Genomic DNA, 19,947 nt, shown 5'->3' with positions numbered 1-19,947 from the left:
CTCCCGCTTGGTGGGGTCACGAGTCGTCGTCGGAGGCGGACTCGCGCTCCTGGTCGAGCAGCGGCAGATCCTCGCGGGTGACGAGACGCGCAGCGATTGCGTGCTCGACGAGCCGCACCCGGCGGTTGGTCGCGTACGAGCGCACGCCGCCGCGCATGCCGGGCACACCGATCCGGTCCAGCTTGTCGCACACGTTGTCGAGCTTGCGGTTGAAGCGCGTGAGCGTCCATCCGAGGCGCTCCGCCGCCTGCGCGGAGGTCGGCAGCTCGCTCATGCCCGTCCCCTCGCGCCGCAGCACCGGCTCGGCCAGCGCGAGGATCATCACGCGCTGGGAGTGAGTGAGCGGGATGTCGCCGATCGTGCTCAGTCCGTCGTCGTCCCCGAAAGACTGCGTCTCGCGGAACGCAGGCTCCGCGACGTGGATCGTCAGCTCGTACGTGGTCGGACCGGCGCTGAAGATCACTGCCGTCGCGGCGAACACGAGCGGCAGGCGGGCACCCGGCGCGAGCCACGCCTGCACGCGGCCGCCCGTGTCGGTCACGGTCGCCGACAAGCGGCTGCCGACATTCGACAGCAGCCACAGGCCTGCCACGTTCTCGATCGTGAGGAAGTGGCGGTGCAGGAAGAGGTTGTCGTCGATCGCGAGGTCGCCCTCGCGCCCCACCGTGAACACGGCGCCGGGCTCGACGGTGAAGGCCTCCCCCGCGAACTCGACGGTCAGCTCGTCGGTCACACTCGCGCTCACGGCGCACACCCCCTCACCGGATCGGACGACTGGCCGTTCTCCCGGACCAGGAGCACCTCCACGCACGTCGTGCCCGACGCGTCAGCCGGCACGACGACCTCGGTGTCGGGCACCGGCTCGAAGGCCGGCTCGTCGTCGGACTGCGTCACCACCCCGACCAGGTAGCGGTCGCCGTCCTGCGGATCCGGATTCGTCCACGCGAAACGCACACCGTCGGCGACGACGGCGCCCGCAAGATCCTCGGGCTCGGGCACGACCGCCGAAACCGGGTCCTGGGGTTCGGACGTCGTCGCGGGAGTCGGCGCTGCGTCACCCCCGGCGAGCATGCCCGGGAGCGACACCCCGACGATCACCGCCGCCACGACGGCGAGCGCCGCGGCGCCGAGCCCGATCCACAGTCCCCGGCGCGACGGCCCCTCACCCGGAGCCGCCTCGGGGCGAACAGCCGCGGGCGGCTCGCTCGCGGGCGGCTCCGCGAAGACGGATGCCGGAGCCCGCGCGACCGTCGCATCCACAACGGCCGGCACCTCGACCGGACCGCGCACACGGGTCTCCGCCGCGTCATCGGCCGCCGGGACCGCCCCGCGCAGCACGGTCTGGGCCTCCGCCGGCTCGTACGCCGGGGCAGGGGCCGCCGACGGACGCGTCCGCCCCGCCGCCGGCGTCGTCTGCGGATCGATGCTCACGACGCCGCGGACGCGCGTGAGGCCCTCATCCTCGTCCTGCACGGCATCCTCGGCCACGCCGTCGTCGAGGATGTCGATCGGCGTCACGGAGTGCGACAGCTCGATCTGCACCTTCTGCAGGGCCCGGGCGAACGCGATCGCGGAGTCGTAGCGGTCCCCCGACGACCTCGCCATGGCGCGCTCGAGCGCCCGCTCGAGGGATGCCGGGGCATCCGGCCGCCCCAGCGGGGGCAGCGGCATCGTCTCGATGCGCTGGATCAGCTCGGCCGCGGTGTTGCGCTGGCCCGGCAGCTCGAACGGCGAACGACCCGCGAGGAGCGTGTACACCGTCGCACCCAGCGCATACACGTCGGACCGCGGGTCGCTGCGCGGCACATCGGCGAACGACTCCGGCGGCGACCACGGAATCGACAGGCCCGCGGACTCCGCCGCCGCCGACGTCGTCGACGCGATCCCGAAGTCCGTCAGCGCCGGACGGTTGTACTCGGTGACCAGGATGTTCGCGGGCTTGATGTCGCGGTGGAGAACCCCCGCGCGGTGCGCGGTCTCGACGGCCGCCGCCACCTGCACCCCCACGCGCAGCGACTCGGCGACCGAGAACGGCTCCCGCCGGTAGCGCACCTGCAGGTTGGGCTTCGGGCAGTACTCCATCACGAGGTACGGCCGCCCGTCCCGCGCGACCCCCGCCTGATAGATCGTGACGATCGCGGGATGCGTCGACAGCATCGCCATGACATTCGCCTCGGCGGTGAACTCGGCGACCGAACCGCTCGACATCCGCTCGGTGAGGAGCACCTTCACCGCGACCCGCCGCTTCGGCAGCGCCTGCTCGTAGAGGAAGACGTCGGCGAACCCGCCCGACCCCAGGACGTCGACATACGTGAAGCCCGGGAGATCGGGCGGCGCCATGGGCGCACGCTTGCCGCTCACGCGATGTCCTCGATCGTCGCCGTGATGCCGTCGCCCAGATCGATCACGTCACCCGGCACGACGACCGTGCCCTCACCCGGGTGCAGCCGCATCGGGTCGACGCCCGACCGCAGCAGCGTCGTGCCGTTCGTCGTGTGCAGGTCGGTCGCCACGATGCTGTCGCCCTCGACCCGCAGCTCGACATGACTGCGCGAGATGTCCTGCTGCGGGCTGTCCACCGCGACCAGGTGCGGAAGATCCGTGCCGGACACGCGCGTCGACCGCGGGCGGCGACCGATCACGACCGTCCGATCCAGCAGGATCACCGGCCCCGTCGACATGCGGACCCGCCCGGGTGCCGGAGGCCTCGGCGGTGCGAGCGGCGGCGGAACGGAATCACCCGTGCGCATCGCCCGCGCCTCGGCGACCGAGATCGTCTCGCCGTCGTGATCGCCGAGCATCGCGGGGGGCGGACCCACCTCCCGCACGACGGTCGCATCCACGGGCTCCGCCGGCTCCGCCTCACTCGCCACGGCATCGGTCGCCCGTTCCTCCTCGTGCTCCGCCGCGGGGATGAGCGTCGACTCGGCCGGGAGCAGGGTGTCGGCGACCGACAGCACGGCGGCAGAGTCGATCAGCCCCGGCAACGGCGCAGGCGCGACAGGCTCCGGCTTCGGGGCCGGCGGCGGGACGACCGCGACCCGGGGGGCGGGGGCGGATGCCGCGGCCGGGCGCTCGGGCGCCGGCTCCGGCTCCGGCTCGTCAGACTCCGGGACCGGCGCCTCCTGAACGGGCTCCGGCTCCGGGACCGGCGCCTCCTCACCAGGCTCCGGCTCCGGAGCACCCGCCGCCACCGCCGCAGGCGCGACCTGCGGACCGTCCGCCGAGGGCACCCACGTGAGGGATGCCGCGAGCACGACGCCGTCCGCGACGGGAAGCTCGGGCGGCGCGGAATCCGCCGGCGTCAGCTCCACCCGCGACACGTCGGAGATCACCCGCTCCGTCCACGTCGTGACGCCCTCGCCCGACACCCGCTCGGCCGCGCCGGCCGTGACGTCGAGGACGAACGCGCCGCGCACCGCGAGACGCACCGCTCCGCTCTCGGCCAGGGCGACCGCGAACGGCGGCACGGCGGACAGCGACGTGCCGTACGCACCCGTGAGCGCCTCGAGCACGCCGCCGAGACCGCGGCCGTCGGCCAGAAGAGCGTGGATGCGCGCGGCGAGCGCGGGCGATGTGTCCTCCGCGAGCACCGCGACGCCCTGCGGCGTCACGGCGACCGGGTGCGTGCCCGGCGAATAGTGGACCGGCATCAGTTCCCCCTTGCGGCGACCGCGCGTGGGAGCGTGTCGCCGTCGATCTCGTCGGCGACCGGCGTCGACGGCGCGGTGTGATCGCGCGGACCGCTCGCGCGCGAACGGACGGCCGTGGCATCCACCACCAGCGCCGTGATGTTATCGCGTCCTCCGCGCAGCATGGCCTCGTGCACCAGCCGCGTCGCTGCGGCCTGCGGGTGACTCTCCGCGAGGAGGATCGCATGGATCGTCTCGCGCTCCAGCTCGCCGGACAGCCCGTCGGAGCACACCAGGATGCGGTCGCCGGCCTCTGCGGGGAGCAGCCAGTAGTCCGCGTCTCCGGCGCTGCCCGCACCGATCGCCCGCGTGATCACGTTGCGGCGCGTGTCGCGCTGCGCGGCCTCCGGGTCGAGCTGACCCGCGTCGATCAGCTCCTGCACCACCGAGTGATCCACGCTGACCTGCTCGAATTCGCCCTCGCTCAGGCGGTACGTGCGGGAGTCGCCGAGGTTGATCGCGAGCCAGTAGCCCTCGCCGTCCACGTCGGCGATCACGACGCCCGTGAGCGTCGTCCCCGCGCCCGCGGGGAGCGCCTCCACGCGCCGGCGGGCCGCGGCCAGCGCGGTGCGCACGTCGTCGATCCCGACGCTCGGGCGCCCCGCGAGGGCGGCGAACTCCTCGATGACGGCAGCGCTCGCGATCTCGCCCGCCTGGTGGCCCCCCATGCCGTCGGCGACGAGGAACAGCGGCGCCGACGCGATGTGGGAGTCCTCGTTGATGCGTCGCCGCAGGCCCGCGTCCGTCGCGGCTCCGAAGACCACCGAGATCGGGGCGCTCATGAGGCGAGGTCCACGATCGCGGCCCGGTCGCCGAGCTCGAGGCGGTCGCCCCCGCGCAGGGCCGCCGGCCGCCCGGGGACGAGCGGATGGCGTGCGGCCCCGCGCACCAGCACCGTCCCGTTGGTGGAGTGACGGTCGGCGACCCACGCGCCCGTCGCGCCGCCGCCGACCTCGAAGTGGGTCTTCGACAGCGACAGGGTCTCGTCGCGCACCGGCACGCTCACCGTCCCCGCCTCGACCGCGGGATTGCGGCCGTACAGCGTGCGGCCGTACACCGCCATTCGCGTCCCGTCGTCCCACGTGAGCACCGCGAGCAGCGGCGCGTCGACGAACCGGTCCGCGGGGCGCGCGGCCGGGGGGACGGTGCGTGTGATCTCGAGAGCGGATGCCGCGGCATCCGCCGTCCGCTCCTCGAGGCCGGTGCGCTCGGCGAGCATCGCCGCCCCCGCGGGCGTCACGGGCGGGCGCGCGGGTGGCGGCGCGGAGTCCGGCGCCGCGATCTGCGGAAGGGAGGCTGTGACGGGCCCGGCCGTCGGACGGCCGGGACCGAGGAACCAGGGCGCGGGATCGGATGCCGTGTCGGGATCGACCGGCGCGGCGGCGGGCATCGCCCCGGCCGCGGCGCGGCGCGCCGTGTACAGCACCGCCCACACGAGCGATCCCGCCCACGCCATACCGGCGACACCCGCGCTCGCGACGGCGAGCACGCTCACGCCGCCGGCCGCGAGGCCGACCGCGGCGGCGATCCCGGCGGACAGCAGGCCCGCCGCGCCGACGGCGACGAGCGTGAGGGCGGATGTCGGGCGGGCGGTCATTCGGCCTCCTCGGTGCGGGTCTCGTCCGCTTCGCGCGGGCCGCGGAGCGAGCGGGGGGAGCCGGGCTCTCGGGTGGGACGGGCGGAGCGCGGCGGCAGCGCGAAGCGCGTGCCCGCCAGCAGCGAGCGCACGTTGAGCCGGGCGGCGAGGCGAGCCCAGACGGAGCGGCCCGCGCCCATCCCGCCGACGATCTCATCGACCTGACGCCAGAACTCGGCGACGTCGTCCGTGGTCGGCTCGGACGGTCCGAAGACCTCGAGGTCCGCCTGCTGAGCGAGGGTCGCGACGCGCGGCTCGGCGAAGGCGGTGCCGACGATCCCGGCATCCTCGCGGCGTGTGCCGCCCGGCCGGACGGGCGTGCCGTAGTCCGTCGCTCGGTCCACGAGCTCGTCCCAGCCGCCGCTGATGCGGTCGGCGGCGCGCTCGGCCTCGCGCCGCTTGCGGCGGCGGGAGGCCTTGATGGCGCCGATCACGAGGAACGGCGCGGCGAGGAGCGCCAGCAGACCCGCGATCCCGACGACGAGGACCACGATGAGGGCGAGGAGCGCGGCGTCGAAGCCGCTCTCGTCCTCGGACTCGCGGTCGTCGGGCACCGTCGGCGGAAGGTCGACGGGCTCCTGCGGAGGGGGCGGCGGCTGGAGCACCTGCGGCTTGGGGTCGGCGCGGGGCTTGGTGGTCTGGTCGTTCGGGATCTGGTCCTCGGGCGGCGTGGGGTCGAACGTGACCCACCCGTGGTCGGCGAAGGCCACCTCGACCCACGCGTGGAGCGTGTCACCCGTGGCCGCGAAGACGGGCTGGCCCGCACCCTCCTCCTCCTCGGGGTAGAAGCCCATGACCACGCGGGCGGGGATGCCGATCTCGCGGGCGAGGAGGGCCATGGCGGCGGCGTACTGCTCGTCGTCCCCGACCATCTGGTCGCTGCCGAGGAGCGTCGAGATGCGCTCGGCGCCGTGCCCGGCACGGGAGAGCACCTCCCCCTCGAGCCCGTGGCTGAAGAACCCGCCCTCGGCGAGCATCGTCTGGAGCGCCCGCACCTGCTCGATCGGGGTCTCCGCCTCGGCCACCGCTTTCGAGGCGATCTCGGCGAAGTCCTGCGGCACGCCCTCCTGGTCGGGGAGAGCCACCGGCGCGAAGTCGGCGTCCTCCAGCGCATCGTCGCTCGGTGACGCCGGCACAACGGTCTCGAGGGTGTACGCGTCGCCCTCGGAGAGGCGCTCGGTGACGACCGCCGTCTCGGTCGCCTCGTTGTAGAACGCCGAGCGCCGAAGCTCTTCGGCGCGGTCGCCGTCGAACTCGACGCTTCGCACAGCACCGATCTCCGGCATCCACACGCCGTCGAGCGCCCCGACCTCGACGCGGACCGTGGCGGGCGTCCCCTCGGCTTCGGCGGACATGTTGCCGCGGACCGGGCCGAACGCTCCGGAGGTTCCACCGCCGTCGTCCGAGACGTTGTAGACCGTGCCGTCGTAGGCATCCATCGTCGCCAGGCGCACCCGGGCGCCGTCGGGCATGCCCGAGACCGTGAAGAGCGGCACGTCGGCGAAGTCGCGCACGTACGCGCGGAACGACTGCAGCGGACTCGCATACTCCCGGATGTCGAAGGGCGGGATCACGACGTCGCGCAGCACGTACCGCGGACTCTGGGGCGCGGCGAACGCCGTCGCACCGACGCCGATGAGCGTCGCGACGACGACGACGGCGCTTCCGACGACGATGCGCCGCACCGCGAGGCCGCGAGCGGGGGTCTCCTCGCCGCCGAGGGGGATCGCCCCCGTCCCGTGCTCCCAGCTCTGCCGCACCGAGAGCCACACCGCCGCCACGATCGCGAACAGGACTCCCTGGACGAGCGGCGCCGCCGGCTGCGACGTGCCGAGGGCGATCTGCGCGCCCAGGAGCACCGCCGCAGGGAGGAGCGCCCACGCCGCGGTCCGCAGTCGCAGCGCGAGCGAGGCCGTCACGACGCCCGCCACGAGGGTCAGCAGGAACGGCACGACCAGATGGCCGTCGGATGCCGCGACCGGCGCAACGGTGGTGAGCAGCTGCTTCCACGACGTGACCACCCCCGTCGCGAGGCGGGCGAGCGTGTCGAGGGTGGGCACGAAGCCGAGCGCGGCCGTGTGCGGCAGCGCGAGCGCCCCGCCGAAGAGGAAGTACGCCACCACCGTCAGGCCGGCGAGCGACAGGATGCCCCAGCCCATCCGTGCGCACACGGCGGCGAGGCCCATCCCGAGCAGCAGGCCGCCGAGGGCGGCGGGGAGGTAGGCGGGTCCGCCGAAGGTGGGCCAGAAGCCCACGATCGGCACGAGGAGCAGCACCCCGACGGCAGAAAGGTCGAGGATCCAGCGCCGGAGCGGCAGCACCACCGCGGTCGGGCTCATGCGAGCACCTTCCGCAGGGCGGCGGGCAGCTGCTCGAGCGAGCCGACGGTCACGACATCCGCATCGGCGATGCGGCGCAGGCTCGGCGCGGCGCCCGAGTGGGCGACGACCGCGAGCGCGCGTGCCCCGAACGGCAGGCGCGCGCACGCCGCCCGGAGGCTGTTCGCGTCGACGGAGCTTCCGCACACCAGCACCACGACGCTCGCGAGCGGCAGGGTGGCGGCCACCACGCCCGCGAGCTCGACGATGCCGCCCGCGCGCGGCCGGGAGTGCACGACGGCGCTCAGCGAGTCGAGGAACTGCTTGCCCGTCCCCGAGGGCAGCGACCGCTCCTGCACCCGCACCTCGACGCGCTGCGAGTCCCGCAGCGCACGGAGGCCCAGCGAGCCGGCGGCCGAGACGGCGAGCTCGAACTCCTCGTCGTCGCGGTAGTCGCCGGCGTGCGTCGACAGCCCGATCACGAAGTGCGAGCGGCGGGTCTCCTCGTACTGGCGCACCATCACGCTGCCCGTGCGCGCGGTCGACTTCCAGTGGACGTGGCGCAGGTCGTCGCCGGGCTGGTACTCGCGCAGGGCGTGGAACGAGACGTCGTCGCGCGACAGGTCCGTCGCCGGGAGTCCCTCCAGGTCGCGCAGGAAGCCGAGGGACTGACCCTCGAACAGCACCGTGCGGGGGTGGACGAAGAGGTCGACCGGCTCCTCGCGCCGGTGGACCCGCTCGAACAGTCCGAGGGGGTCGCCGCGCACGACGCTCACCGGGCCGACCGCCACCACCGCGCGGCGCACCGTCGGGATCGCGAAGAGCTCCTCGGCCGAGGCACCGGGCGCCAGCCGCGACACCTGGAACTCGCCGCGGCCGGCTCCGACCGGCAGCACCACGCGGGAGGGGAGGATGGCGCGGCCACCCGAGTTGGACAGCGTGAGGGCGCCGACCGCGCGCTCGCCGACCACCACTCGGGTGCGGGTCAGGTCGAGGGTCACGTCGTAGGCGGTGCGCCCGATGAGGAAGAGCGCGCACAGGGCGAGCAGGACGGCCAGGACGACGGCCGCGACCGTGAGCTCCCACCACCCCAGGGACGCACCCGCGATCCACAGCACGATCGCACCGGCGATCAGCACCCAGGCGGCCGGGCGGACGACGTCGAGCACACGCCGCACGCGCCCCCAGACGCGTGCGGCGAGCTCCGCCCACCGGTCGCGGCGGTCCCCGACGGGCACCGCCTGCCCGAGTGCCTCGGTCGTCATCAGGCGGCGGACCTCGCCTGCGGTGCCGCGACGTCCTCCAGGACACGCGCGATCACGGTGTCGGCCGTGGTGCCGGCGAACTCCGCCTCCGGGTCGAGCACGAGACGGTGCGTCCACACCGGTGCGGCGAGCTCCTTGACGTCGTCGGGCGTGACGTAGTGGCGGCCCTGCGCGGCGGCCCACACCTTCGCGATGCGGATCATCGAGAGCGCGCCTCGCACCGACACGCCCAGGCGGGTCGCGGCATCCGTCCTCGTCGCCTCGGCGAGCTGGGCGGTGTAGCGCAGCACCGCCGACTCGGTGTGCACCGTAGCGGCGAGGTCGGCCATGTCGGCCACTGCGCCGGTCGTGATGATGGCGGGGAGGCTCGCCGCCGGGTTGCGGTCGGCGGCACCGGCGAGGATGCGCTCGGAGGCCGCGAGGTCGGGGTAGCCGATGGAGGTGCGCACGAGGAACCGGTCGAGCTGGGCCTCCGGCAGCTTGTAGGTGCCGGCCTGCTCGATGGGGTTCTGCGTCGCGATGACGAGGAACGGGCGTCCGGCCTCGTGGGTGACGCCGTCGACCGTGACGCGGGACTCCTCCATGACCTCGAGCAGCGCGGACTGCGTCTTGGGCGACGCACGGTTGATCTCGTCGGCCAGCACGATCGAGGCGAACACCGGGCCCTTGTGGAACTCGAAGCGATGTGAGGCCTGGTCGTAGATCGTGACGCCCGTCACGTCGGACGGAAGCAGGTCCGGCGTGAACTGGATGCGGCTGCTCGTGCCCTGAACGGTGGCGGCGAGCGCCTTGGCCAGGCTGGTCTTGCCCGTTCCCGGCGCGTCCTCGAGCAGCACGTGGCCCTCGGCCAGCATGGCCGACAGCACCAGGCCCACGACCTCGCGCTTGCCGAGGACCGCGCGGTCGACGTTGTCGACCAGCCGGGTGAAGGTCCCCTGGAACCAGGCGGCCTGTTCGGGGGTCATCGTCATCGTCGTGTCTTCCTTCTCGTCGTGGCGCGCGTGGGCGTCACCATTGCGTCGTCTCGTATCTCTTGCCGTTGAGGACCACCCAGACGTTCGCGCCCGGCTGCCCGTAGTAGCACTGGAGCTGGGTGCGGCCGTTCGCGGGGAAGTTCACCGGGCCCTCCCACGTGTTGAACTTGCTCCCGCCGCCCCAGCATTCGTACCGGTAGCTTCCCGCCGGGAAGTCCTGCGTGTTGACCACGAAGAAGGCGCACGACGCACTCCCGCAGCCGGGCTGCCCCTGGGCGTTCGCTCCGCGCGTGACGTAGGCGCGCGGCTGCGGCTGCGGCGCCGTCGTGGCCTGCGCGGAGACGACGGCCGAGACCTGCCCGGCCGTGTCGAACGCACGGACGTCGATCGCGCGCGTCTGGTCGTAGCCGTAGTCGATCGTGCGCGACCCGTTCCTGCCGAGGTTCTGCCAGCCCTGGCCAGGCAGGCGCACCTCGACGCGGTCGATCGGCCGGCCGTTCTCGGCGGGTGCGCTCCACTCGAATCGGATCGAGGTGCCGTCTCGCGTGGCGTCCGCTCCCGGGTTGCGCACGGGCCCGTAGGGCACGGCGGCGTTCGAGGACGCCGACTCCGCTCCGTTGTAGCGAACCCCGTCGAGGGCCGTGTACGCCCGGACCCGCACGGTGTAGGTCTGACCGTTGTTGAGCCCGCCGATCACGCGGCCGTCCCAGTCCGCGCGCCACTGGTTGCCGTTGAGCGAGAACTCGTAGCGCAGCTCCGAGGCGTTCGCGCCGTTGCCGGGCGCGGGGTTGTACGTGACGACGATCGCGGAGTTGCCGTTCGGCGTGGATGCCTGCACGTTCGTCGGCGCGCCGGGCGCGACGAAGGCACGGCGCGGTGCGGACGGCGGGCTGTCGGCACCCCAGCCGGCCTTGTTGCGTGCGGCGACGGTGAACGTGTAGTCGCTCGTCGACGCGTCGATCGCGAGCGCCTGCGAGGTCTGGCTGCCCGGGACGCTCAGCGTGTTCACCACGGCCCCGCCGCGGATGACGTTGAGGCGGTACTCGGCGATCGCGTCGCCGTTGTTGGCCGGCGCACCCCACGACACGCGCATCTGCGCCTGGCTGCCGACCGGGTCGAGACGCTCCGTGGAGGGGGCGGCCGCGGCATCCGGAACCCTCGCGGGGATCTCGGTCGCCGACCACGCGCTCCAGCTCGACGGCTCCGGCGCGCGGTTGTGCGCCTGCACGCGCACCTGGTAGGCGACGCCGTTCTCGAGGCCCTCCCACACGGTGCTGTTGCCGGTGAGCCCGGACTTCTGCACGATGCCCGACGGCGGGGCGGGCGAGATCTCCAGCGAGAACGACTCGACGGGCGAACCGGGGGTGCTGGGCGTCGTCCACGCCACCTGGAGGCTGCGGTCGCCGAACACGAGGGTCGGCGGGTTCGGGGTGTCGGGACGCGCGTCGGGCCGGGCGGTCTCCGACGGTGCCGACGGGTCGGACTCGCCGACGCGGTTCACCGCGACGACGGTGAAGTTGTACTCGACGTTGTTGGTGAGACCGGTGAGCGTGCAGGTCGTCGAGGCGCACTGCTGCGTGTAATCGCCGGCGACCGAGGAGACCTCGTAGCCGGTGATCACCGCGCCGTTGTTCGACGGCGGCGTCCACGACAGCACGACCGTGCGGTCCTGCACGCTCGACACCACCGGCGTGCCGGGCGCATCGGGCCGGCCCTGCACGGTGAGGCGGATGCGTCCCTCGACCTCGCGGTCGGCGTCGTTCGTAGCATCCGCGATGCGGTAGCGGACGACCATCGTGCCGAAGAAGTCCTCGGCCGGCGTCACGCTCACCTGATCGCCCGTGATCTCGGCGACGCCGCGACCGGTCTCGGGGATCACGTTCTGCAGCTTCAGCGGGGTGTCGGGGAACGGATTCACGTCGTTGCGGAGCACGGGAACCACCACGGTGTCGCCCTGGTGGGCCTCCTCGACGATGTCGTCGTTCGCCGTCGCCAGCTCACGGGTGGATGCCGTCACCCGGACGGTCACCGTCCCCTCGACGGGGTCGGTCTCGCCGTCGGAGATCCGGATCGTGAGGCGTTCGAGGGTGCCCTTGGGGGTGTCGGATGCCGCGCTCACCCGGAGCTCCTGACCGTCGATCGACGCGGACAGGCCGTTCGGCACGCCACCGGCGATCTCGTAGCGCATGCCGTCGAGGTCCTCGGGGTCGGGGTCGGTCGTGAGGGCGCGCAGATCCAGGCTCGTCGGGTCCTCGCCGGGCGCGACATCCACCTGCCCGTCGACGAACTCCGGCTGCTGGTTGTCGGGCGGGAGGACCGTGATCGGCATGGTGAGCGTCGCCTTGAGCCCATCGGGATCGTCGGGACCGGAGCCCGTAGTGACCTCGAACGTGAGCGCGTCCTGCCCGAAGTAGCCCTGTTTCGACGTGTAGACGAGCGTGGTCTGGTCCTTGACGAGGTTGGATCCGTCGGAGTTCACCGCACTGACCTTCGCCGCCTCGGTGATCACGACGCGCGCGCCCCCCGCCGCCTGGACATGATCCTCGAGCGGGAGCTCGATCGTCTCGCCGCTCTTGACCTCGATCGCGTCGGTCGAGATGAGGGTCGGCGGCAGCGATGTGAGCGAGGGCACGTGCACGAACGCGGACGCCGTCTGACCGTCGCGGTCGGTGATCGTGTAGGTGAGGATCCGGTCGGTGTCGTCGAGCTCGATGCGCACGGTGCCGTCCGCGAGGACGCGCGCCCCGGCTCCGTCGACGGACACGGCGAGGTCCTCGACGGTTCCGTCGGGGTCCTCGTCGTTCGCCAGGACCTCGATGTCGACGCTCGTGCCCTCCACATCCGCCGCGCGCACGAAGTCGTCGCGGGCGATCGGGCGCAGCAGCGGCACGTCCTCCGACACGGTGACCTGCACGACCGCGGTCGCGGTGGCGCCGCGCTGGTCGCGGATCGTGTACTGGAGGGAGGTCTCGAGCTCCTCCTCGGGCGCGGTCACCAGCACCCGGTCGCCCGACACCCGCGCTTCGAGTCCCTCGACGTCGGGGAGGATCAGGCCGTCGGCCACGACCGAGAACGGGTCGCCGTCCGGGTCGGAGTCGTTCGCGGCCACCGGCACCGCGACGGTGCGGCCCGGCCGCATGACCACGGCGTCCTTGGCGGCATAGGGCGCCTGGTTCGCGCTCTCCGCGGGCGCGATGCCGATGCGGATGGAGCCGGTCGCCTCCGCGCCCAGCCGGTCGCGCACGCGATAGGTGAAGGCGTCGACGCCGCCGCCTTCGTCGAAGGCCTCGTAGACGATGTAGTTGGAGCCGACCTCGACCACGCGGCCCTGCTCGGGCGCGGAGGCGATCCCCTCGAGCCGGACGGAGTCGCCGTCGGCGTCGATGCCGTCCAGCGGCACCGCGATGCGAACCTCGCTGCCCGCGAGCGCGCGCGCGACGATGTCGCGGGGCCGGGGCGCCGCGTTGGTCTCCTCGTTCACGGGGAGCACCTGGATCGTCACGTACCCCGCGTCCTTCTGCCCGGTGCTGTCGATGACCTCGTAGGTCGCATAGACGGTCCCCGGCTCGTCGGAGGCCTTGAACCGCAGAGTGTCCTGCGACACGAACATCTCGCCGTCCTCCGGCTCGATGAGCGGCGGCACGAGGTCGGGCGCGACGTGGATGGCGTCGCCGTTGGGGTGGTAGTCGTTCTCGAGCACCGGGATGTTCACGACGTCGCCCGCGCGCACGACGACCTGGTCGTCGTTGGCGACGGGCGGACGCAGCTGCGAGGGCGCCGGGATCGGGATGACGATCACCTCGCCCTCGGCGGACTTCAGACCGTTGGACACGCGGTACGAGATGCGCACCTGGGTGCCCAGGGCGGCCTGGTCGCTGATGCGGAGCGTCTCGTGGTTGAGGACGGCCACCGAGATGCCCGAGTTCGGCTCGACCGTGACCGACTGCACGACGAGGATGCCGCCGGCCGGATCGGAGTCGTTCGCGAGCACGTTCGCGAGCACCTCGCCGCCGCTGGGCAGCAGGGCGACGTCGCGCACCGCGACGGGCGGCAGGGTCGTGTCGGCCTTCGCGAGCACGTCGACCCGGACGAGCCCCTCGGCGTTCTTCGACCCCGCGGCCACGAGGTACTGCACGTAGTAGGTGCCGGGAGCGTCGGAGCGGAAGGCGAACGTCTTGTTCGCGAAGTCCGGCGTGATCGTGGTGCCGGGAACCTCGTCGACCCGGACGAGCCGCAGCTGCTCGCGGCCGGAGCTGGTGTCGTTGGCGAGCGGCGCGACCGTGGCGACCTGACCCGCTTGCACGACGACGCGGTCGGCGTTGGTGACGGGGTCGGTCGACCCGAGCGGGCGCACGTCGAAGCGCACGGTGCCGGCCGCCTGCTCCTCGCCGTCGGACACGACGATCTCGACGTCCTTGCGCCCCTGCGTGCCGCCGACGGCGCGGTACGTGATGCGCCCGTCGGAGGTGAAGTCGGCCTCGTCCCCCGGAGCGGGGGTGACCGCCTGCAGGAAGACGTCGTCGCCGTCGGGGTCGATCCAGTCCGGCAGCACGTTGTACGACACGACGCCGCCCGCCTCGACCACGACGGTCGTCACACGCTTCTGCACGGGCGCGGCGTTGACGCTCCAGTCGTGCACGCTCAGCGTCACGGTGCCGGTGTCGGTGCCCTTGCGCCCGTCGTCGATGCCGTACGCGAACGACGTAGCCCCGGTCGCGTTCTCCGGCACGGCGACCTGGAGCGCGGCGCCGTCGTTGATCGCGGTGACCTCGCCGAACGACGGGCCGTCGCCCTCGACCGACGCGATCAGCACGTCGCCGTCGGGGTCGCTGTCGTTGTCGAGGACCGGAAGCAGCGTCGTTCGACCCGGCCGCACGCCGAAGTCGTCGTCCGTGGCGATCGGGGGCGTGTTCTCGTCGGACCGCTCGGGCAGCGTCGTCTCCACCGTCTCCTCGGTGGTCTGCTCGTCCTCCTCGGCCTCGCCCTCGGGCGGCGTGATCTCGTTCCAGTTGTCGACGCGCTGCATGCTGTCGCTGGCCATCCACGCCGCGCCGCCGATCACGTCGTTGAGCACGACCACGTCGCGGTTGACGCGGAATCGCAGGACGGATGCCGCGTCGAGGCCGTCGATGTCGGTGGCGAGATCGTCGGCCTCGCCGACGCAGTCGCGCAGGAACTTCCCCGAGCCGTTCCACGCCGAGTAGGAGCATCCCTCGAGGAAGACCGGAGCCGCCGGCTCGCCCTGCGCGCCCGACGACTGGGCGACCGGCTCGGAGCCGTCGAGCGGGACGTGCACGAGCGACGACGTCGTCGCGAGCGTCACCGCCGCGTTCTGGGCGGACGGCTGCTGGAGCACGGCGGTCTGGCCGCCCTCGATCGGCGTCGCCCGGCCGTCCGCGAAGAGCGTGCCGGTGGCGGTGTCGAGCACCGCCGGGCGGTCTCCGACCGCGGTCACGGTCACCTGGGATTTCTCGTCGAGCCCGTCGATGCCGGAGCGCTCCGGCTCCGCGGGCGCGCCCTCGGCGTCGGTCCGCACGGTCACGAGCTCGGACTCCTCGGCGGAGACCGCGTACACGGTGCCGTCGACGCCGGCCGCGACATCCGCCCCCTCGCCCAGGGTCGCCAGCGGTTCGGCGGCCTCGACGGCGAACGCGCCGATCCCCTGCGCGGGAACCACCCAGAGATCGCCGGACTCGCGGTCCAGGATCCCGACGGTCCTGCCCCCGAGCACGACCTTGGCGCCGCCCGGGATGTCGGCGGACTCGCCGAGCGCGACCATCGCGGGATCGACGCTCGTCACGGTCGAGTCGGTCGCGTCGACCACCATGACGTCGCCGCCGGACTGGAGGATGTCGTAGTCGGTGCCGGCGGTGCGCAGGCCGCCGTCGAGCACCTGCGACTCGTGGTTGAAGTGGCCGACCAGGAGCGCGGACTGCTTCGTCACCCAGACGCCGCCGTCGTGGAGGTCCACCTCGGTCGTGGGGTTGCCCTCGTACACGAAAGCCATGGTCGTGATCGCGACCGCAGCCGCCGTGACGACGCCCGCCGAGGCGAGCGCGCGCGGGCGCGCGCGAAGCCACGCGAATGACGTCATCGGACCTCGGCCTCCTCCGGCGGTCTCGTGCATGCGTGGCGAGCGCAGTGGCGGGAACGCTTCAGCCTAACCCGCGCCGCCGACCGCCCCCGCGCCGCGCACCCGCCTGGGAGATCGTATTCCGAGAGCGCGGCGATCGCCCATGGGGACAATGACCCATGGGCCACCCTCCCGCATCGAGAACGCACGATCTCGCCGAGGACGCACGCCGGCGGCGTCGATAAAGGGGCTGCTCGGCGGGAACCTGCGAACTCGGCGCCGCAGCGCGCGTCAGCCGGCGACGTACGCCCGCAGGTGCTGCGCCGTGAGGGAGTCGCCCGTCGCGACGAGGTCGGCCGGGGTGCCCTCGAACACGATCGTGCCGCCGTCGTGCCCCGCACCCGGCCCGAGGTCGATGATCCAGTCGGCGTGCGCCATCACGGCCTGGTGGTGCTCGATGACGATCACGCTGTTGCCCGCCTCGACGAGGCGGTCGAGCATCCCGAGCATGTTCTCGACGTCCGCCAGGTGCAGGCCCGTCGTGGGCTCGTCGAGGACGTAGACGGCCCCCTTCTTCGCCATCGAGATGGCGAGCTTCAACCGCTGGCGCTCGCCTCCCGAGAGGGTGTTGAGGGCCTGCCCGAGCGTGATGTATCCGAGGCCGACGTCGATCATGCGCACGAGCGTCGTGTGGGCGGGACCCTTCGTGAAGAACTCGGATGCCTCGGCCGCCGACATCGCGAGGACCTCGGCGATGTTCTTCCCATCGAGGGTGTATTCGAGCACCTCGTCGCTGAAGCCCGTGCCGTCGCACGTCTCGCACAGCGTTTCGACGGTCTGCGTGAACCCGAGCGTCGTGATGATCACCCCGAGCCCCTTGCAGGCCACGCACGCGCCCTCGGAGTTCGCGCTGAACAGGGCGGGCTTCACGCCGTTGGCCTTCGCGAAGGCCGAGCGGATGGCGTCGAGGATGCCGGTGTAGGTGGCCGGGCTGCTGCGGCGCGACCCCTTGATCGGCGACTGGTCCACCACCACCACGTCGTCGAATGCGGGCACGTTGCCGTGGATGAGGGAGGACTTGCCCGACCCCGCGACGCCCGTGACGACGGTGAGGATGCCGAGCGGGATGTCGACGTCGACGTCCTTGAGGTTGTGCTGGGTCGCCCCGCGGATCTCGAGCGCGCCCTTCGCCGTGCGGGTCTCGGGCTTGAGCCGCGCACGGTCGTCGAGGTGGCGCCCGGTGATCGTGCCGGACGCGCGCAAGCCCGCGACATCCCCCGTGTACTGGATCTGGCCGCCTGCGCGGCCGGCGCCGGGGCCCAGGTCGACGACGTGGTCGGCGATCTCGATGACCTCGGGCTTGTGCTCGACCACCAGCACCGTGTTGCCCTTGTCCCGCAGTTGCTGGAGGAGCGTGTTCATGCGCTGGATGTCGTGCGGGTGCAGCCCTGCGGTGGGCTCGTCGAACACGTAGGAGATGTCGGTGAGCGCCGACCCGAGGTGGCGGATCATCTTCGTGCGCTGCGCCTCGCCGCCCGACAGGGTGCCCGACGCGCGATCGAGCGACAGGTAGCCGAGGCCGATGTCGACGAAGGAGCCGATCGTCTGCCGCAGGCCCACCATGAGCGGCGCCACCTCGGGGTCGTCGACCGTGTCGAGCCACGCCGCGAGATCGGAGATCTGCATGGCCGCGGCATCCGCGATGCTGATGCCCTTGATCTTCGACGAGCGCGCCCCGTCGTTGAGCCGCGTCCCGTCGCATGCCGGGCAGGGCATGAATTTGACCGCGCGCTCGACGAACGCGCGGATGTGCGGCTGGAGCGCGTCGCGGTCTTTCTGCAGCATCGACTTGGTGATCTTGGGCACGAGGCCCTCGTACGTCATGTTGATGCCGTTGATCTTGACCTTCGTGGGCTCCTTGTAGAGGAAGTCCTCGCGCTCCTGGTCGGTGTAGTCCTCGATGGGCTTGGCGGGGTCGACGAAGCCCGATTCGGTGAAGCCCTTCACCATCCAGCCGTCGACGTTGTAGCCGGGGATCGTGAGGGCACCGTCCGCGAGCGACTTCGTCTTGTCGTACAGCTCGTCGAGGTCGACGTCGCTCTTCTCGCCGAGTCCTTCGCAGTCGGGGCACATGCCGCCGGTGATCTCGAAGCTGCGGCGCTCCTTCACCTTCTGGCCGGCCTTCTCGAACGTCACGGCGCCCGCGCCCTTGACCGACGGGATGTTGAACGAGAACGCCTGCGGCGACCCCACGTGCGGCTGCCCGATGCGGCTGAAGAGAATGCGCAGCATCGCGTGCGCGTCGGTGGCGGTTCCCACGGTGGAGCGGGAGTTCGCTCCCATGCGCTCCTGATCGACGATGATCGCCGGGCTCACGTTCTCGAGCGCGTCGACCTCGGGGCGATTGAGCTGCCCCATGAACTGCTGCACGAACGTCGGATAGGTCTCGTTGATGAGCCGCTGCGACTCGTTGGCGATCGTGCCGAAGACCAGCGACGACTTGCCCGAGCCACTCACGCCGGTGAAGACGGTCAGCCGGCGCTTGGGGATCTCGACGTCGACGTTCTTGAGGTTGTTCTCGCGCGCGCCGACGACGCGGATGACCGCGTGCGAGTCGGCGATGTGGGTCTCGGATGCCATGCGCACGAGTATGCCCGCCGATGCGGACATGTTGCTTCCTCGATTCTGCTCGATCCGGTCACGTCGCGTCGCACGCCCGTGCCGCTGCATCCCTCCGAACTCGACCGGTGTCACCTCGCAAGGTGGGCCTCGATGATCCGGGCGGATGCCGCAGCTCCGTCCTCCGCGGCCATGGCCTGCTGGACCCGCGCCGCAACCTCGTGGAAGGAAGGCTCACCGAGGACGCGGCGCACGGCGGCGACGAACTCCGGCGTGCCCACGCGCTTCGGGGACACCGCGAGCGCGTTGCCCTGGGTCTCGCACACGCGGACATTCCAGACCTGCTCGGGCTGGAGCCCCAATCCGACGAAGGGGATGCCCGTCGCGCAGGCGGTCTGCACCGTTCCCTGCCCGCCATGGAGGACCGCGGCGTCGACCAGCCCCCCGAGCAGGTGGGCGGGCAGGAGATCGGTGACGCGGACGTTCGCGGGAACCTCGTCCTCCGCGCGCAGATAGTGCCGGATAGGGGCGATGACATTGACCGGCAGTGTGCCCAGCTGAGCCGCGGCGGTCAGCGCGAGTTCGCGGTTGGCGGACGAGCCGAGAGCCAGGTACACCAGCGGTTCGTCGGCGGCCGCGAGCTCGTGGACGATCGGCGGCAGCTCGCCGCCGAGGTGCGCGAAGATCGGTCCGACCCGGCTGTAGCCACGCGGGAGGGAGAACCCCTCGAGCTCCCGCGCCATCACCGTGACGAGGTTCACATCGGCGTCCAGAAGCGAGGCGACGGTTCGGAGCGGGACGACCCCGTTCTCGCGGGCGACCGACGCCAGAGCTCTCGGCGCGAGAGGAGCCCGTGTGTAGACCCACCGGAATGCGGCCGTGACGGCACGGTCGGCCGTGCGGGCGATCCATCCGTCCCCGTCGATGAAGCGGAACCTGCGGACCTGCTCGACCTGCGGACGCGAGAGCGCCCACGGCACCGGGTAGAAGAGGGGCACGCCTTCGGCGCGAGCGGAGATCATCGAGGTGACGTTGCTCCCGATCACGACGGCGGCGCCCGCGTGATCCCGGATCATCCGCCTCTCTACCGCGACGCGTGCGGCGACGAGCTCGCGCGTGAAGGGGCTGCGGAGCGCTCTTCCCTGGTCGAACTTCAGCGCCTGCTCACGCTCCGCCGCAGTCCACGCCGGCTGACAGGGGCGGTACTCGAATCCCGCGCCGGTGATGAGTGAGGCGAAGTCCTCCTCGTAACCCATGAACACCGCCTGATGCTCGGGAGCCAGTGCCCGCGCGACCTCGATCATCCGGGTCGTCTCGGCCAGATTGAATGTCACCGGGCAGAAGATCACCGTGCTCACCCGCCCAGCACA

The 19,947-nt window shown here is 72.3% G+C and carries 11 protein-coding genes; all 11 read right to left on the bottom strand.

What is annotated here, in order from left to right:
* Positions 1-16: 16 nt before the first annotated feature.
* The 11 genes from ACFQ0P_RS06920 to ACFQ0P_RS06870 all read right to left on the bottom strand — a co-directional run bounded on the left by ACFQ0P_RS06920 (position 17) and on the right by ACFQ0P_RS06870 (position 19,935).
* Entirely contained in the window at positions 17-745 is a 729-nt protein-coding gene (locus ACFQ0P_RS06920; protein WP_204977810.1) for a hypothetical protein, read from the bottom strand.
* On the bottom strand, positions 742-2,361 hold the full coding sequence (locus tag ACFQ0P_RS06915; RefSeq protein ID WP_204977808.1) for a serine/threonine-protein kinase: 1,620 nt from the start codon (positions 2,359-2,361) through the stop codon (positions 742-744). Before ACFQ0P_RS06915 ends, ACFQ0P_RS06920 begins: the two co-directional genes overlap by 4 nt.
* Complete coding sequence (locus ACFQ0P_RS06910) at positions 2,358-3,653, bottom strand: FHA domain-containing protein (RefSeq protein WP_204977807.1); 1,296 nt, start codon at positions 3,651-3,653, stop codon at positions 2,358-2,360. Before ACFQ0P_RS06910 ends, ACFQ0P_RS06915 begins: the two co-directional genes overlap by 4 nt.
* Positions 3,653-4,474 carry a PP2C family protein-serine/threonine phosphatase gene (locus ACFQ0P_RS06905; RefSeq protein ID WP_204977806.1) on the bottom strand — a complete coding sequence of 274 codons (822 nt, stop codon included), beginning with the start codon at positions 4,472-4,474 and terminating at the stop codon, positions 3,653-3,655. Before ACFQ0P_RS06905 ends, ACFQ0P_RS06910 begins: the two co-directional genes overlap by 1 nt.
* Positions 4,471-5,289, bottom strand: a complete 819-nt coding sequence (locus ACFQ0P_RS06900) for an FHA domain-containing protein (RefSeq protein ID WP_204977805.1) — start codon at positions 5,287-5,289, stop codon at positions 4,471-4,473. The genes ACFQ0P_RS06905 and ACFQ0P_RS06900 overlap by 4 nt, the downstream gene beginning before the upstream one ends.
* Positions 5,286-7,667, bottom strand: coding sequence for a transglutaminase family protein (locus ACFQ0P_RS06895; RefSeq protein ID WP_204977804.1), 2,382 nt, complete (start codon positions 7,665-7,667; stop codon positions 5,286-5,288). The genes ACFQ0P_RS06900 and ACFQ0P_RS06895 overlap by 4 nt, the downstream gene beginning before the upstream one ends.
* Positions 7,664-8,911 carry a DUF58 domain-containing protein gene (locus ACFQ0P_RS06890; protein WP_204977803.1) on the bottom strand — a complete coding sequence of 416 codons (1,248 nt, stop codon included), beginning with the start codon at positions 8,909-8,911 and terminating at the stop codon, positions 7,664-7,666. Before ACFQ0P_RS06890 ends, ACFQ0P_RS06895 begins: the two co-directional genes overlap by 4 nt.
* Positions 8,911-9,882: an AAA family ATPase gene (locus ACFQ0P_RS06885; protein WP_204977802.1), complete on the bottom strand. Its 972-nt coding sequence runs from the start codon at positions 9,880-9,882 to the stop codon at positions 8,911-8,913. The genes ACFQ0P_RS06890 and ACFQ0P_RS06885 overlap by 1 nt, the downstream gene beginning before the upstream one ends.
* A gap of 37 nt (positions 9,883-9,919) precedes the next feature.
* Positions 9,920-15,979, bottom strand: coding sequence for an Ig-like domain-containing protein (locus ACFQ0P_RS06880; RefSeq protein ID WP_204977800.1), 6,060 nt, complete (start codon positions 15,977-15,979; stop codon positions 9,920-9,922).
* 270 nt (positions 15,980-16,249) lie between these two features.
* A complete protein-coding gene (locus tag ACFQ0P_RS06875; protein WP_204977798.1) occupies positions 16,250-18,598 on the bottom strand; it encodes an ATP-binding cassette domain-containing protein in 2,349 nt (782 codons plus the stop codon).
* A gap of 110 nt (positions 18,599-18,708) precedes the next feature.
* Positions 18,709-19,935, bottom strand: a complete 1,227-nt coding sequence (locus ACFQ0P_RS06870) for a glycosyltransferase (protein WP_204977795.1) — start codon at positions 19,933-19,935, stop codon at positions 18,709-18,711.
* Positions 19,936-19,947: the final 12 nt, after the last annotated feature.

Origin of the sequence: Microbacterium insulae (assembly GCF_042677065.1) — a bacterium.
Taxonomy (GTDB): domain Bacteria; phylum Actinomycetota; class Actinomycetes; order Actinomycetales; family Microbacteriaceae; genus Microbacterium; species Microbacterium insulae.
This window is presented reverse-complemented; position numbering and strand designations above follow the sequence as displayed.